The sequence below is a fragment of the Paenibacillus sp. FSL R7-0312 genome (assembly GCF_038004445.1).
Classification (GTDB): domain Bacteria; phylum Bacillota; class Bacilli; order Paenibacillales; family Paenibacillaceae; genus Paenibacillus_AQ.
The window spans coordinates 3,214,592-3,230,015 of sequence record NZ_JBBORE010000001.1 but is presented as its reverse complement, the minus strand read 5'-3'; the positions used below and the strand labels follow the sequence as shown (position 1 = coordinate 3,230,015).

Here is a 15,424-nt window from a genome sequence, read left to right as displayed (position 1 = left end):
TACCGCTCACCCACCGTTGGGCACTTCCTGTACACAGATCAACAGAAATAGGCCGGGAAGCTGCCCGCTCCACATTTCATGAACTGGAAGTGCTCTGGGTGATTGTCACGATTATAGGATCATCCTATGTTCGTGACCTCTCGTGTGTGACAATGTAAGCCCGGATTCTAGCGTTTCCGGCCTGCAGCCAGTCTGCGGAGCTCGGCGACAACCAGCGAGGCGGAATCTCTTTTACCCAGCCGCCTTGAGGCATCAGACATACTGCGGCGTGCAGCGTCCGCTCCGATAATCTTATGCACCGCTGCGAATAGTGCCTCGCCGCTCAGATCCTTCTCCAGCAGCACAACGGCTGCCCCTTCACGTTCAAGCTGTCTGGCATTCGCTTCCTGGTGATTATTCGTCACATTGGGAGAAGGGATAAGCACAGAAGGAATGCCAAGCGCAGTAATCTCTGCAAGAAACGATGCCCCCGCCCGGTTCACGATGAGTGAAGTACAGGCCAGCACCTCGGGCATATTATGAATATACGGAAGAATATGCAGGGAGTTCGGCAAGCTTCCGAGCTTCTCGCGCACAGCTTTACGGGTTTCCTCGAAATAAGCCTCTCCGGTAACATACACATAGTGAACACCATTACCCTTACCCACAAACGGAGCCATTTCAATCATCGCCTGGTTAATTGCCTTGGCGCCTCCGCTTCCTCCGACTACCAGCACAACCGTACTGCCTTCAGGAATCCCAAGTGAAGCGAATCCCCGCTGCGGGTTGGCAGTCATTACCGTAGTTGCCCGGGGGTTGCCCGTGTAGATTACGTTCTTAGCCCCTGGAAAAGCGGGCTCCGTGCCTTCAAAGCTTACGGCGACCGTATCGGCATACCGGCTTAGGAAACGGTTGGTCAGGCCCGGAATCGCGTTCTGTTCATGGATAAGGGTCGGGATGCCTAGCCGGGATGCAGCGTACACTACCGGCCCGCAGACATATCCGCCGGTGCCGATGACGACATCCGGCTTGAACTCCCGCAGCATGGCTTTGGAGGCCTTCACCCCCTTCAGAAAACGCATTACCGTCTTCACATTGTCCATCGAGAGCTTACGGCGGAAGCCGGTAATATCTATCGCTTTAAAGGGCAGATTCTCTTGCGGAACAAGCTTGCTCTCCAGACCGCGTTTACCCCCGATATACAGGAAGACGGATTTCTCTTCTTCGCATTCCAGCTGTCTGGCTACGGCTACGGCCGGATAGATATGTCCGCCCGTACCGCCGCCGCTTAATACAATACGCATGTCTTTCACCTCGCATAACGGGATAAATTAAGTAGAATGCCAAGGGCTGTAAGCATCAGGGTCAGCGATGAGCCTCCGTAGCTGATCAGCGGAAGCGTAATGCCGGTAACCGGCATGAGGCCGATAACCACACCGATGTTGATGATCACCTGAATAGCGACCATACATACGATGCCTACGGCCAGATAGCTGCCGAAACGGTCCGGCAGACTCATTGCTACCTTCATTCCGCGCCAAATCAGAATCAGGAAGAGCAGCAGCACTGCCAGCCCCCCGATAAACCCAAGCTCCTCAGCCAGTATGGAGAAAATAAAATCGGTCTGCGGCTCCGGCACATAGCTGTACTTCTGCCGGCTCATGCCGAGACCCAAGCCCCCCAGTCCGCCGGGTCCAATCGCGTACAGTGACTGTATGATCTGATATCCGGCCCCGAGCGGATCGGACCAGGGGTCCAGGAAGGCCGTAATCCGCTGCAGACGGTAGGGTGCGGCGGCAATAAGCCCCACGAACCCTGCGATACCCAGCGCGCCCAGGGAGAGCAGATGCTTCATCCGGGCCCCTGCCGTGAAGACCATCATCAAGGCAGCCCCGAACATGACAGTGCCTGTACCGAGATCCGGCTGGAGCATGATCAGCGCAAAAGCGGAACCGATCAGCGCAAGCGGCGGAAGCAGTCCACGGGTGAAGCTGGAAATATCGTAATCCTCTGTTCCGAGCCATTTGGCCAGAAAGAGGATCATCCCCATCTTCATGAACTCCGAGGGCTGGATGCCGAAGGAGCTGATCCCCAGCCAGCTGCGCGCACCGCCGCGCACGACCCCTATGCCGGGAACCAGCACCAACACCAGCAGTACGAAGCAGACAAGCAAGACCGGCCTGGCGAACTTCTTCAGCACCACATAATCCGTATTCGCGGTGATGAACATGGCGATAAGACCCAGGCCTGCGAACAGCAGCTGTCTTTTGACAAAATAAAACGAGTCGCCATAATTGCGGAAGCCTAAAACGGACCCGGCGCTGTATACCATTACCATACCGATGGCCAGCAAAGCCAATATCGGAAGCAGCAGCCAGATATCGGGCGCATGACGGGATTTGTTCATCAGGAGCACACCTCTTGCATCCGTAGTAGGGGCTTATCCACCCCCCTACTTAAAGGTTATGCACCGCCTCTTTAAAAATACGCCCGCGCTCTTCATAGGATGTAAACATATCCCAGCTGGCACAGGCAGGAGAGAGGAGAACTACATCTCCTGCTTCCGCAAGAGCGGAAGCCTCCCGCACGGCCTCTTGCAGCACGGCGGCGGCGCTCTCCCCATTATCGACGGAGATGATTGTCTTTACTCCTGCCAGCTGCGCAACCACGGCCAGCTTGTCCTTCGTCTCCCCAAGGGCCACCAGGGCCTTGACGTTCCCTCCGAGGACAGGCAGCAGCTCCATATAATCAGAACCGCGGTCCAGACCTCCGGCAACGAGGATGACCGGCTTCTTGAAGGACCCCAGCGCCATGGCTGTAGCTTTGGAATTGGTAGCCTTAGAATTGTTATAGTAGGCGGCCCCCGCCTTGTCTGTCACATATTCCAGCCGGTGCTCCACACCGCGGAAGGAAGCCAGCACTCCGCCAAGCACAGCCGGGTCCGCGCCTGCGGCAATGGCAATGCCGCAGGCGGCCAGCGCATTCTCCACATTGAAGCGGCCCGGAAGGCCAATCGAATCCACATCGGCTATTTCAGTCTCGCTCTCCGTATAATCCCGGTAGATGATGACCCGCTTAAGATCATCTTCTGTCTCCGGCAGATAGGATGGACGGACAAAGATGCCCTGAACCAGCTCTTCGGTCATGCAGAAGGGCAGGATGCCTGCTTTGATATAAGGAACCAGCTCGCGGCAGACCGGATCATCCCAATTCAGTACAGCAGTGTCGCCCGGCCCCTGATTCGCGAACAGCTTGGATTTGGAGGCCACATAATCCTCCATCCCCCCATGATAATCCAGATGGGTCTCGGCAACATTCAACAGGGCAGCGACCTTAGGCCGGAAGGCTTCCGTCCCCTTGAGCTGGAAGCTGCTGAGCTCGACAACCATCCAGTTGTCCACGTCAGCCTCCTGAGCGGCCTGACAGAGCGGCGTACCGATGTTCCCGGCAACTATAGGCCTCATCCCCGCTGCCTCCAGCATACGGCCAACCCAGGTCGTTGTAGTCGTCTTCCCGTTGGAGCCCGTAATACCGATCATAGGTGCGGCGCAGAGATGGTAAGCCACCTCTACCTCCGTTACGACTTCGATGCCAAGCTCAAGAGCCTGCTGCACCGGAGCCACGGAATAGGGAATCCCCGGATTCTTGACAACAAGTGCAACACCCTCATGAATCAGCCCCTCCGGATGCCCGCCGCATATAACATAAATTCCCAAAGATTCCAGTTCGGAAGCTTCGGGACTTTGATCTCTTTCCTTTTTATCATTGACCGTCACAACCGCGCCGCGCTCATGCAGCACCTTGGCCACCTGGACGCCGCTTTTGGCGAGCCCCAGGACGACCACTTCTTCACCACGGTACAAATCCGGATGCTTCATATGTTACAACCCCTTGATGAGATATAGTCCAACAGCCGCAAGCACCAGGCTCACCGCCCAGAAGGAGACAACCACACGCCACTCCGACCAGCCGCCCAGCTCAAAGTGATGATGGATCGGACTCATTCGGAACACCCGTTTGCCGCGTGTTTTGAACGAAGCGACCTGAATAATTACGGACAGCATTTCGACTACGAAGACACCGCCGATCACCACGAAGAGCAGCTCGGTCTTCGTTACAATGGCAATCGCGCCAATGGCACCGCCGATCCCGAAGGAGCCGAAATCACCCATGAACACTTTGGCCGGATGGGCATTGAATACCAGAAAGCCAAGTACTGCACCAATCATCGCCGCAGCGCAGACACCGGCAGCAATGGAGGTTGCCTGCATGGCAACTACAGCAAAAGCAGCGAGCGCGATCGCACTGACACCGGACAGCAGTCCGTCCACACCATCCGTGAAGTTAACCGCATTGGTTACCGCCATCATCATCAGGACAATAAACGGATAGTAGAACCAGCCGCCCCAGTCAAAGCTCACCGATGTTCCCGGAATGCTGATGTTTGTATGATGTCCGCCGGAAATGAGCAGGGCGCAGAGAACGATACCGACCAGCAACTGGCCGGCAAGCTTCTGGCGTGCAGTCAGTCCTAGGGAACGTTTGAAGGCAATCTTAATATAGTCATCCAGGAAACCGATCAGACCGTAACCCAGCGTAGCTACCAGAAGGACGTAGAAATCCGAATTAATCACTGAAAATTTCAGAAAAGACAATGTGAACGCCACCATGATGATAATTCCGCCCATCGTAGGCGTTCCCGCCTTCTTCAGGTGCGTCTGAGGCCCGTCATCGCGAACCTGTTGTCCGAACTTCATCCGGCGCAGTAGCGGGATAATCAGCGGAGCGGCAATGACCGCAAGGATAAAGGACACAGCAATAGTCAGTAGAAGTAATTGATAATCCATGGGTACACCCCCTCCATTAGTTTAAGTCAGCTTCAGAATATTCTTTCAGGCGGTGAAGCACTTCCTCCAGACGCATCCCCCGGGACGCTTTGAAGAGTACTACATCCCTGGAACCACATTTGGTGTTCAAGGACGTGATCAATGCTTCTTTGTCTTCAAAAGCAAATACATGTCCGGCCCCGAATCTCTCCGCCGCAGCCGCAGCAATATGAGCAGCGAGCGGTCCGTAAGTGTATACCGCATCCGTCAGTGCAGGATCGAGATAGCTGCCGATCTGCTGGTGGAACTGAACTTCATCAGGCCCAAGTTCCAGCATGTCCCCCAGCACCGCGATTCTGCTCCCGCTGCACTTCATGGACTGCAGCACATCTATCGCTGCTCTCATGGACGTAGGGCTGGCATTGTAAGCATCGTTCAGCAGCGTCAGCCCGTTCGCCGCCTGTATCACTTCAATCCGCATTCCGGTCAGCTTAAGCCCGGCTAATCCGGTCTCAATATTCTCATCAGTCACAAGGAAGTGGCGCGCAACCGCCAGTGCGGCGAGTGCGTTAATGACATTGTGACGCCCCGGCAGAGGCAGCGTGAAGGCACGCTCGGCATGAAGATGCGAAGTGAAGGACATTCCTGCTCCATGAGTCATGAGACCTGTAGGATAGTCATCATTGTCTCCGGACTGCCCGAAACGGAAGCTGAGCATCCCTTCCGGCGGATTAAACCCCGGCTCTGCCATAACTTCTGCGAGCAGCGGTTCATCCCCGTTATAGATGAGCAGGCCGCCCGGCTTAAGTCCGTCCACAATCTCAAGCTTCGCCCGGGCAATTTCCTTGCGGGACCCGAGCTGCAGCAGATGGGATTCACCCACGTTGGTAATCATAGCCACATCAGGGGCAGCTATCCTTGACAGCAGGGATATCTCCCCGCGCGAGCTCATGCCCATCTCCAGCACAGCAATCTCAACATCACTGTCCATGGAGAGAATCGTAAGCGGCAGACCGATGTGGTTATTGAAATTCCCCTGTGTTTTGTGTACCTTGTACTGCACTTCAAGAAGAGCGGTAACCATATCTTTGGTCGTTGTCTTGCCGTTGCTGCCTGTCACGGCGACTACACGCGGTGCGAGCTCGCCCAGATATGCCGAGGACAGTCTCTGCAAAGCGGCCAGTGTATCCTCCACCAGAATGACAGGACCGCCTTCAGGCGCAGGCCCCTTATCCCGCTGCCAGAGCGTAGCGGCCGCTCCTGCCGCCAGAGAAGCAGCAGCGTAATCATGGCCGTCAAAGTTATCTCCGACCAGAGGAACGAACAGGCAGGCAGGCGTAATTTTGCGGGAATCGGTTACGACCCCCGCAATTTCGATATTGTTATCTTCAGCAGAGGACAGCTTTCCTCCGCACATTTGCGCGATAGTATACAGCGTTCTTGTAATCAATAGCTTCGGCCCCTTATCACTTCTTTGGCTACAATGCGGTCATCAAAATCATGAACGACTCCGCCGATTAGCTGATAGGTCTCATGACCTTTCCCCGCAATCAATACTACATCGCCGGGGCTTGCCATTTCAATAGCTTTTCTGATCGCTTCCCGCCGGTCGGGAATCATCTCATACCGTTCCTGTGACACGCCGTCCTCAAGAAGGCCCGCTTCAATATCGCGCAGAATCAGCAGCGGATCCTCTGTCCGGGGATTGTCGGAAGTAACCATGACATGATCACTGTATTTGGCAGCTATCTTGCCCATCAGCGGCCGTTTGGTCGTATCCCGGTCTCCCCCACAGCCAAAGACGGTAATGACCTTGCCGGCAGCGAATTCACAGACAGCCTTCAGCACATTCTCCAGACCATCCGGCGTATGCGCGTAGTCTACGATGACCGCGAAATCCTGTCCGGCATCCACAGACTCGACACGTCCGTCCACACCGGCTACGGACTCCAGACTGGCTTTGATTTCTTCCAGCGGCACATCCTCCAGCAGCGCAGCAGTAATGGCCGCTAGTGCATTATAGACATTGAACTTACCGACCATCCGGAGCGAAATATCTGTCTTCCCCTTAAACGTATCCACATGGAAAAAAGTTCCTTTGGACGTGATCGAAATTTGAGTGGCCCGGACATTTGCAGGGGTGTCGATACCATATGTAATCACTTCCGCAGCGGTCTGGTCAGCAAAATAGCTGCTTGCTGCATCATCCGTGTTGAGAACTGCATATTTACGTTCTTCCTTCCACGGAGAGATCACATTGCCAAGCCGCGAGAAGAATAGTGCCTTAGCCGCGCGGTACTCCTCCATCGTATGGTGATAATCCAGATGATCCTGAGTCAGGTTAGTAAATATTGCCGTGCGGTAATCCGTTCCCTTCACCCGTCCCTGCTGAAGTGCATGGGAGGATACCTCCATCACACAGCACTGCACGCCTTTGGACGCCATATCGTTCAAAGTACGCTGAAGCTCAAGCGATTCCTGCGTAGTACCGGACATCGGATAGCTTTGTCCGTCATAACGCATCTGAATCGTCCCGATCAGCCCCGTTTTCACGCCATGGTCCTGCATGATTTTCTCAATCAGATACGTAGTCGTGGTTTTGCCGTTGGTCCCGGTAATCCCAATCATCTTCATCCGGCTGCTGGGTGAGCCGAAGAACGCATTCGACAGCACGGACATCGCAAACCGGCAGTCATCTACCACGATCTGCGGCAGATCGATCTCCAGCTTCCGCTCACAGACTAGGGCAGCCGCACCGCCTGCGGCTGCCTGCGGTGCATAATCATGTCCGTCCACTGTATGACCGGGCAGGCAAATGAACAAATCGCCCGGCTTAACCTTGCGGGAATCCACCTGCAAATCCATAATCTCGGTCCCACCCTCCCCGTATAGACGCGAAGCGGCAAGACAGGATGACAATTCATTAATTTTCATAGTAATCCCTCACTCTACATTTGTCAGACTACCCTATTATTCACTGGAAGTTCCCATATAAATCCGGATGGTTGAACCCTGCTCCACTCTTGCCCCCGCTTTGGGTGCCTGATTAATCACTGTATTGCCTGATCCGGAGCGGGCCAGCATGAAATTCATGTTCAAATCCTCATAGATATCCTGAACAGTAGCTCCTGTTAAATCGGGAACTGTCACAATCGGAGTCTCCCCATATTTATAGGTCTTCGGCAGCTGATCCTTGCGCTGCGGAACCTTCAGATAATGAAGCGAATCCTCAAGAATATTCTGGACGATCGGAGCCGCTACCACACCCCCAAACTGAATTCCCTTGGGATTGTCAACTGCGGTGTAGACCACGATCTGCGGATCATCCGCTGGTGCAAATCCGATAAAAGAGACGATATGCTCCGTAGGAGAATATCGGCCGTTAATAACCTTCTGTGCCGTCCCAGTCTTGCCGCCCACACGGTAGCCGTCAATAAACGCCGGCCGGCCTGTGCCTTTGGCAACTACGCTCTCAAGGGCGGCCCGCACCTTCTTCGAAGTCTCCTCAGAAATCACCTGCCGCACTTCTTCCGGCTCTACCTCGGATACGACATTACCGGTATCCGGATTAATCCAGGCTTTGGCAACATGCGGAGTATACAGCTTGCCGCCATTAATCGCTGCAGACACCGCAGCAATCTGCTGGATCGGTGTTACGGATACCCCTTGGCCAAAGGCCGTGGTGGCAAGTTCGACCGGCCCTACCTGCGCCGGCTTAAACAGAATTCCGTTCGCTTCACCGTTGAGGTCGATCCCTGTCTTCGTGCCAAACCCGAAATCACGGATATACTTAAAAAGGGTATCCTTGCCAAGACGCTGGCCCAGGGCAACAAACCCGGGGTTGCAGGAATTCTCCACCACTTCAAGGAACGTCTGGCTTCCGTGTCCGCCTTTTTTCCAGCAGCGCAGCTTGGCTCCGCCCACTTCAATATATCCCGGATCGAAAAAATGCTCATGCTGCAGATCAACCTTCCCCTCCTGCAGCGCAGCAGCCAAAGTGATGATCTTGAAGGTGGAGCCCGGTTCATACGTCATCCAGATCGGAAGATTCCGGTTATATACTTCGGCATCGTATTCCTTATAGGAGCCCGGCTCATAACCCGGCCGGCTCGCCATGGCCAGTATCTCACCATTGCGGGGGTCCATCGCAATCGACCAGGCACCTTGCGCCTGATACTTCACCATGGCCTGATCGAGCTCGCGTTCCATGATTGACTGAATCTGCTTATCAATCGTCAGCTGCAGACTCAGCCCGTCCTGCGGCTCTGTATACTTCTCCGAGGAGCCCGGCATCAGCCGTCCTCCGGCATCGGACAGATACGATATATTGCCTGCGCTGCCCTGAAGCAGCTTATCGTAGATGCTCTCTATCCCGGTGATTCCCTGATTGTCGATGCCCGTGAAGCCGAGAATATGTGCGGCTAAATCACCAAAGGGATAATACCGTTTGTTATCCTCAGCCACAACGATGCCCGGCAGCTGCAAATCACGGATGCTCGCGGCAAGCTCCATCGTAATTTTGCGGCCGCCGGGCTGCAGTTTCACCGAGGCTTTCTTTTGGGTCAGCAGAGTGACCAGCTTCTCCTCGGTCATACCGAGCAGCGGAGCCAGCTGCTTCGCGGTCTGTTCCTTTTCCTTCACCTGCACAGGAATGGCATAGATCGTTGGCGAGCTGATATTATATGCCAGGGCAACGCCCTCTCTGTCCAGAATCTCGCCGCGTTTGGCGGTGAAGGGAATATTCCGCCGCCAGGATTCCTCAGCCTTGGCGCTCAGCTTCTCCCCTTGTGATAGCTGTACATAGGCAAGACGCACGGCCAGCGAACCGAACAACACGGCCAGTCCCAGCAGCGTCCACAGCATTCTCCGCCGAGTTACGACTTTCGAAACCTTCATTCCGTTCTCCCCGCTTTCGCTCGTATAGACATGATCTCTTATCTTCATGACTATTCGGGACAAACAGGGGTTAGAACAAGCCTGTATACGCGCTACTCCGCAGTCTCCTCTGCATCGGGGTCAACGTTGACGGCCACAGGGATATTCTCCCCGTATTCATTCAGGGGACTGAGCTTCAGAGAAATATGCGTTTTGCTGTTATTCTTGGTCTGCGTCTGCTCTGTGACATAACCTTCGCCCTCAACCGTAATCCCTACTTTGAGCAGATTGAGAATTTCCAGAGCATCGCGCAAAGATTCTCCCTTCAAATCGGGAATGGTCATTGCTTCATCCTGTTGGGTAAGCAGATAAATCCGCTGTCCGGCGGCAAGTTTTGTGCTCTTATCCGGATATTGGCTGATTACCTTTGCCCCTGTACCGACAATCTCGAAGTCAAAGCCTTGATTAAGGAGCAGCTGTCTGGATTCCTTAACCGTTTTGTTCACGAGATCAGGTGTACTGCGCAGCTCTGAGGAGTCTGCCGCCAGCTTGACTGACGTTTTGCTTCCCACTGCGTTATCTGATTCAACTGTTTTGGGTACGCCCATATATTGCAGGGACTGCGAGACAATCTCTTTGAAAATAGGTCCCGCTGCGGCTCCCCCGCCGGCAGCATCCGCAGGCTCATCAATTACGACGAATACCGCGATCTTCGGATTATTGGCCGGAGCGTAACCGAGGAAGGATGCTAGTACTTTATCCCGGTCATACCCGCCCTTGCCGTCAGGCTTAATCGCCGTCCCGGTCTTGCCGGCTACGCGGTACCCTTCGATATAGGCATGCCGTCCGGTTCCGATTACCTGGTCTGCCACGACCTGCTCGAGGTAGCTGCCGGTTTCGCGGGCGCTTTCCTCTGAAATCACCTGCCGTACAACCTCCGGCTGAGTCACCGTAGTCTTGCCTGTATTAGGATCGGTAACTTCCTTCACTACATGCGGTACCATCAGCTTGCCGCCGTTCGCAATCGCAGCCATCGCCGTGAGCTGCTGAATCGGTGTAACCAGCAGCTTGCCATGGCCATAGGCCAAGGTAGCATTCTCTATCGGCCTGTTCGGATTCGGGTTGACAATACCGGTGGTTTCGCCCGGGAGGTCAATACCCGTCTTTTCCGTAAAGCCGAAATCCTTGATATATTTCAGCAGCTTTTCCTGGCCCAGCAGCTCATAACCAATCTTGACAAAGGCTACGTTACTTGAACGTTTAACCCCTTGAAGCAGGGTGATATCTCCATAACCGGCTCTATTCATATCATAGATCGGTTTGCTGTACCCTTTGATCCGGATAGAGCCCGAATGGACGGTCTCTTCCGGATTAAACAGCTTCTCCTGAACGGCTCCGGCCAGCGGTACAATCTTGAACGTGGAGCCCGGCTCAAACCTCGACATGATCGCGTGGTTATAGAAGCCAGCCGCATCCTGATTAAGGTCATAATATTCATTTGGATTGAAGGTCGGCATATTTGCCAGTCCCAGAATTTCCATCGTATTCGGATCGGCAGCAATGACGCTTATCGACTTCGGTTTGTACTCGGCATAAGCCTTCTTCATCGCCTCTTCGATATAATGCTGAATGGTGCTGTCGATGGTCAGCTTGTAATTGCTTCCGTTCACTACAGGCTGGTAGCTATCCTGTGAATCGGGCAGCTTGATTCCCTTGCCGTCACTCTGATAATTCAGCTTGCCATCCGTACCGGAGAGCTGTTTGTCGAAGTACTTTTCCAGACCCATGACCGCATTGCCGTCCCTGTCGGTGTAGCCCAGAATATGCGCAGCCAGCGAATCCTTCGGATAATAACGCTTCTGCTCTCTCACGAGGCCTACGCCCGTTTCCAGGGTATCATGCTCTTTCTTGAGTTTGTCCACAAAAGCCGTAACCTTATCGGCCAGCTCCTGATTAATCTTCCAGCCTTCGTTGCGGATCTCCCGGTTCTTGTAGTAATTGCCCTTATCGTCTTTGGCCTCTACCAGCTTCTTCAACTGATCTACAGGCTTGCCAAGCAGTTCATGCAGTCCCTGGATGACCTCTTGGCCGATCCCCTTCTCCGCAATGACCTCGGGGTCAACCACAACGGTATAGGCAGGAACGTCACTGGCCAGAACACTGCCGTTACGGTCTTCAATCACGCCGCGGACCGCCTTGATGGTTGAAGTATGTGCCCACTGCGTAGCTGCTTCCTTCTGCCACTTCTCACTCTGCATTACCTGAATCCAGAAAACTCTGCCGACTAAAACAAGAAAAAAGAGGGTAATACACCCTCCTATAAACAGCGTGCGAAGTTTTATTCTTTTTACCATAGCAAACCTCACAGATTCTATTATTGCGATTGAAGTCAATCGCTGATTATTTTCCAGCTTTGTCAGTGACCTGGTTGCTAAGCAGTACATGGATTGTTGAATCTACAGGAGGAGTCTTATATCCCATCTCTTCTGCCCGCTTGACCACCGTCTGTTCAAGCGTCTGCTTCTCCATCTGATAAATTGCAATTTGCTTCTTGCTCTTCGCGATCTCGCTGTCCAGCTTCTGTGCCTGCAAGTTCAAATCATAAATATGGACGTAACGCCAGATCAGGGCGGCAGATACCAGGATAAAGGCTCCCAGCGTCATCATATACAAAAGCTTCTCCTTCAGCGGAAGCACTCTCCGCCTGGTGACGACTTTTGTCTTCTCACGGTAAAGCGGGTTTACCTCTTCTTTTCTCTTGGGTTGAACTGCTAAATTGCCGCGGGTATAGGCCATCTCTGACTCTCCTTTATCGTCATTTACAATTTCTCTGCAATGCGCAGTTTGGCTGAACGGGCACGTGAATTCAGCTCCAGTTCTTCTTCTCCGGGTACGATGGGCTTGCGGTTAATCAGTTTCAGGGTTCCTTTGGCGCCGCACACGCAGTAGGGCAGATCAGGCGGACAGGTACATCTGCTTAAATAGCTGCTGAAAATCTGTTTGCAAATCCGGTCCTCCAGCGAATGGAAGGTAATTACGGATACTCTTCCCTCAGGTGCAAGGCAGCGTACTGCAGCATGCAGTCCATCCTCAAAAGCTCCCAGCTCATCATTGACAGCAATCCGCAGACCCTGGAAACTGCGTTTGGCAGGATGTCCTCCTGTCCTCCGCGCAGCCGCTGGAATGCCCTCTTTAATCAGCTCAGCCAGTTCTCCGGTACCTTCCACCGGGCGTTCTTCCCGGCGCTCCACAATTTTGCGGGCAATCCGCCGTGAGAACTTCTCTTCTCCATACTGAAAAAGCACACGGGCTATTTCCTGTTCGCTCCAGGTATTGACGATATCGGCCGCAGTCAGCTGTGCCGACTGGTCCATCCGCATATCCAGCGGAGCATCGTGATTGTAGCTGAACCCCCGCTCCCCTTCGTCAAACTGCGGAGAAGATACCCCCAGATCGAACAGAATCCCGTCCACTTGGGGAACTCCGTCCTTTTGCGGAACAAAAGGCAGTTCCTTCAGTACTTGCTCGAGGTCACGGAAGTTGGTCTTAACCGTAACCACTTTGTCTCCGTACTCGGCCATTCTCTCTTTGGCATTGTTCAATGCCCAGTCATCCTGGTCCAGACAGATCAGCCGGCCTTCGCCGCTAAGCTTGGATGCAATAAGCGAACTGTGCCCGGCTCCTCCGAGCGTACAGTCCACATATATACCATCCTTCTTGATGTGCAGCCCTTCTGTCGCTTCTTCCTTAAGCACCGTGATGTGGTGAAACAAGCTGCATCCCTCCAAGGCAGTAATTCGAATTGTATGTTTTATAGATCAAAATTGAAATCAACCAATTTCTCGGCAATCTCGTTGAACGATTCCTCTGACTGTTCGAAGTACTGCTCCCATAGCTCCTTGTTCCAGATCTCCACCCGGTTCGAAACGCCCAGAATAACACAGTCCTTGTCCAGCTTGGCATATTGCCGCAGATTCCCCGGCAGATTCACCCTGCCTTGCTTGTCCCATACACATTCGGTCGCTCCCGAGAAAAAAAAGCGGCTGAAGGCACGGGCATCCGATTTCATCAGTGATAGGCTTTTAAGCTTTTGCTCCATGATTCCCCATTCTTCCATGGGATAAACAAACAGGCAGGAGTCGAGGCCACGGGTCGCCACGAAGGAGGTTCCGAGCAATTCACGGAATTTAGCCGGGATAATGATCCGGCCTTTGTCGTCAATGCTATGCTGGTATTCCCCCATAAACATGATCTTTCCCCACCCCTAAGTACCGATTCCCCACTTTGCCCCACTTTTCACCACTTAAGCATAATAGATTCGCCATTAAAAATCAAAAACCTTTTTCCTAAGCAAGGTAATTTTTTCTTGTTTGTCAAGTGTCTCTGCAATATTCCGTAAAAAATAAAAACCCGGGCCAGTTGATTGGCTCCGGGCTATTGCAGATCCATTCCTTAGTCGTTCAGATTCCAGCTGTCCAGGTAGTCCACCTGTGCCTGCGTCAGGCTGTCAATGGCGATTCCCAGACTCTCCAGCTTATAACGCGCAACCTGCTCATCAAGCTCATACGGAACATTCTCCACCTTGACGCCGATATCTTTATAATTGTCATTCACATATTTGAGGGATAAGGCCTGCAGCGCAAAGGTGGTATCCATAATTTCTGCCGGATGGCCATCGGCTGCCCCCAGGTTCACCAGACGTCCTTCCGCCAGCAGGTACAGCTTGCGGCCATCCTTCAGCAGATACTCTTCAATATTCTTCCGCACCGTCCGCTGGGAGGTGGAGCGTTCAGCCAGTTCCGGCTTGTTCACTTCAACATCGAAGTGTCCGGCATTGCAGAGGATCGCACCATCCTTCATGACATCATAATGCTCGCCGCGGATAACATACCGATTTCCGGTTACGGTTACGAAGAAGTCGCCGCGCTTCGCTGCTTCCAGCATTGGCATCACATGGAATCCGTCCATGTGGGCTTCTACAGCCTTAATCGCATCCACTTCAGTAACAATCACGTTCGCTCCGAGACCCTTGGCCCGCATCGCTACACCTTTACCGCACCAGCCGTAGCCCACCACAACCACTGTCTTGCCGGCTACAATCAGGTTGGTTGTGCGAACAATGCCGTCCCATGCCGATTGGCCTGTGCCATAGCGGTTATCGAACAAATATTTACAATAGGCGTCATTTACAGCCACCATCGGGAACTTCAGCATGCCTTGCTTCTGCAGCGCCTTCAGCCGGATAATTCCTGTAGTTGTTTCTTCAGCACCGCCGCGGATATTCTCCATCAGGTCAGGACGCTCGGAATGCAGCAGGGTGGCGAAATCTCCTCCGTCATCGATAATCAGATCCGGCTTGCTCTCCAGCGCCTTGATGTTAAGCGCCTTGAATTCTTCAGGAGACGGATTATATTTGGCGAACACGGTGATGCCGTCCTCAACTAACGCGGCACACACATCGTCCTGTGTAGACAGAGGGTTCGAGCCGGTTATCGTAACTTCGGCCCCGCCCGCCTGTACTACCTTGGCCAGATAAGCGGTCTTGGCTTCCAGGTGAAGCGTGATCGATACCTTAAGGCCCTTGAACGGCTGCTGCGCTTCGAACTGCTCGCGGATACGGTTCAGTACCGGCATGTGCTGGCGAACCCAGTCGATTTTGAGATGCCCCTCGGGCGCGAGAGACATATCGGTTACGATACTATTTTCCTTGGACAATGAACTCATGTTATAACCTCCTATAATAT

The 15,424-nt window shown here is 53.5% G+C and carries 12 protein-coding genes; all 12 read right to left on the bottom strand.

Going from position 1 to position 15,424, the window contains the following annotated elements; all coding sequences use genetic code 11:
* Positions 1-167 precede the first annotated feature (167 nt).
* Entirely contained in the window at positions 168-1,283 is a 1,116-nt protein-coding gene (murG, locus tag MKX70_RS14060) for an undecaprenyldiphospho-muramoylpentapeptide beta-N-acetylglucosaminyltransferase (RefSeq protein ID WP_340783614.1), read from the bottom strand.
* 5 nt (positions 1,284-1,288) lie between these two features.
* Positions 1,289-2,386: a stage V sporulation protein E gene (gene spoVE, locus MKX70_RS14055; RefSeq protein ID WP_042238529.1), complete on the bottom strand. Its 1,098-nt coding sequence runs from the start codon at positions 2,384-2,386 to the stop codon at positions 1,289-1,291.
* A 49-nt stretch (positions 2,387-2,435) separates the two neighbouring features.
* Complete coding sequence (gene murD / locus MKX70_RS14050) at positions 2,436-3,857, bottom strand: UDP-N-acetylmuramoyl-L-alanine--D-glutamate ligase (RefSeq protein ID WP_340783610.1); 1,422 nt, start codon at positions 3,855-3,857, stop codon at positions 2,436-2,438.
* Between the two features lie 3 nt (positions 3,858-3,860).
* A complete protein-coding gene (gene mraY, locus MKX70_RS14045; RefSeq protein WP_039304257.1) occupies positions 3,861-4,826 on the bottom strand; it encodes a phospho-N-acetylmuramoyl-pentapeptide-transferase in 966 nt (321 codons plus the stop codon).
* A 16-nt stretch (positions 4,827-4,842) separates the two neighbouring features.
* Positions 4,843-6,255 carry a UDP-N-acetylmuramoyl-tripeptide--D-alanyl-D-alanine ligase gene (locus MKX70_RS14040; RefSeq protein ID WP_340783605.1) on the bottom strand — a complete coding sequence of 471 codons (1,413 nt, stop codon included), beginning with the start codon at positions 6,253-6,255 and terminating at the stop codon, positions 4,843-4,845.
* The gene (locus MKX70_RS14035; RefSeq protein ID WP_042238533.1) at positions 6,252-7,739 is read right to left on the bottom strand and encodes a UDP-N-acetylmuramoyl-L-alanyl-D-glutamate--2,6-diaminopimelate ligase; all 1,488 of its coding nucleotides are present in this window, start codon (positions 7,737-7,739) and stop codon (positions 6,252-6,254) included. The genes MKX70_RS14040 and MKX70_RS14035 overlap by 4 nt, the downstream gene beginning before the upstream one ends.
* A 36-nt stretch (positions 7,740-7,775) precedes the next feature.
* On the bottom strand, positions 7,776-9,701 hold the full coding sequence (locus MKX70_RS14030) for a stage V sporulation protein D (RefSeq protein WP_039304248.1): 1,926 nt from the start codon (positions 9,699-9,701) through the stop codon (positions 7,776-7,778).
* Positions 9,702-9,793: 92 nt separating this feature from the next.
* Positions 9,794-11,938 (bottom strand): PASTA domain-containing penicillin-binding protein, encoded by a 2,145-nt coding sequence (locus MKX70_RS14025; RefSeq protein ID WP_231637708.1) that lies wholly within the window; start codon positions 11,936-11,938, stop codon positions 9,794-9,796.
* Positions 11,939-12,080: 142 nt separating this feature from the next.
* Positions 12,081-12,476 (bottom strand): hypothetical protein, encoded by a 396-nt coding sequence (locus tag MKX70_RS14020; RefSeq protein WP_042238535.1) that lies wholly within the window; start codon positions 12,474-12,476, stop codon positions 12,081-12,083.
* 23 nt (positions 12,477-12,499) lie between these two features.
* Positions 12,500-13,453, bottom strand: coding sequence for a 16S rRNA (cytosine(1402)-N(4))-methyltransferase RsmH (gene rsmH / locus MKX70_RS14015; protein WP_042238536.1), 954 nt, complete (start codon positions 13,451-13,453; stop codon positions 12,500-12,502).
* 38 nt (positions 13,454-13,491) lie between these two features.
* A complete protein-coding gene (gene mraZ / locus MKX70_RS14010) occupies positions 13,492-13,929 on the bottom strand; it encodes a division/cell wall cluster transcriptional repressor MraZ (RefSeq protein WP_039304237.1) in 438 nt (145 codons plus the stop codon).
* Between the two features lie 203 nt (positions 13,930-14,132).
* Positions 14,133-15,404 (bottom strand): adenosylhomocysteinase, encoded by a 1,272-nt coding sequence (locus MKX70_RS14005; protein ID WP_042238537.1) that lies wholly within the window; start codon positions 15,402-15,404, stop codon positions 14,133-14,135.
* Positions 15,405-15,424 lie beyond the last annotated feature (20 nt).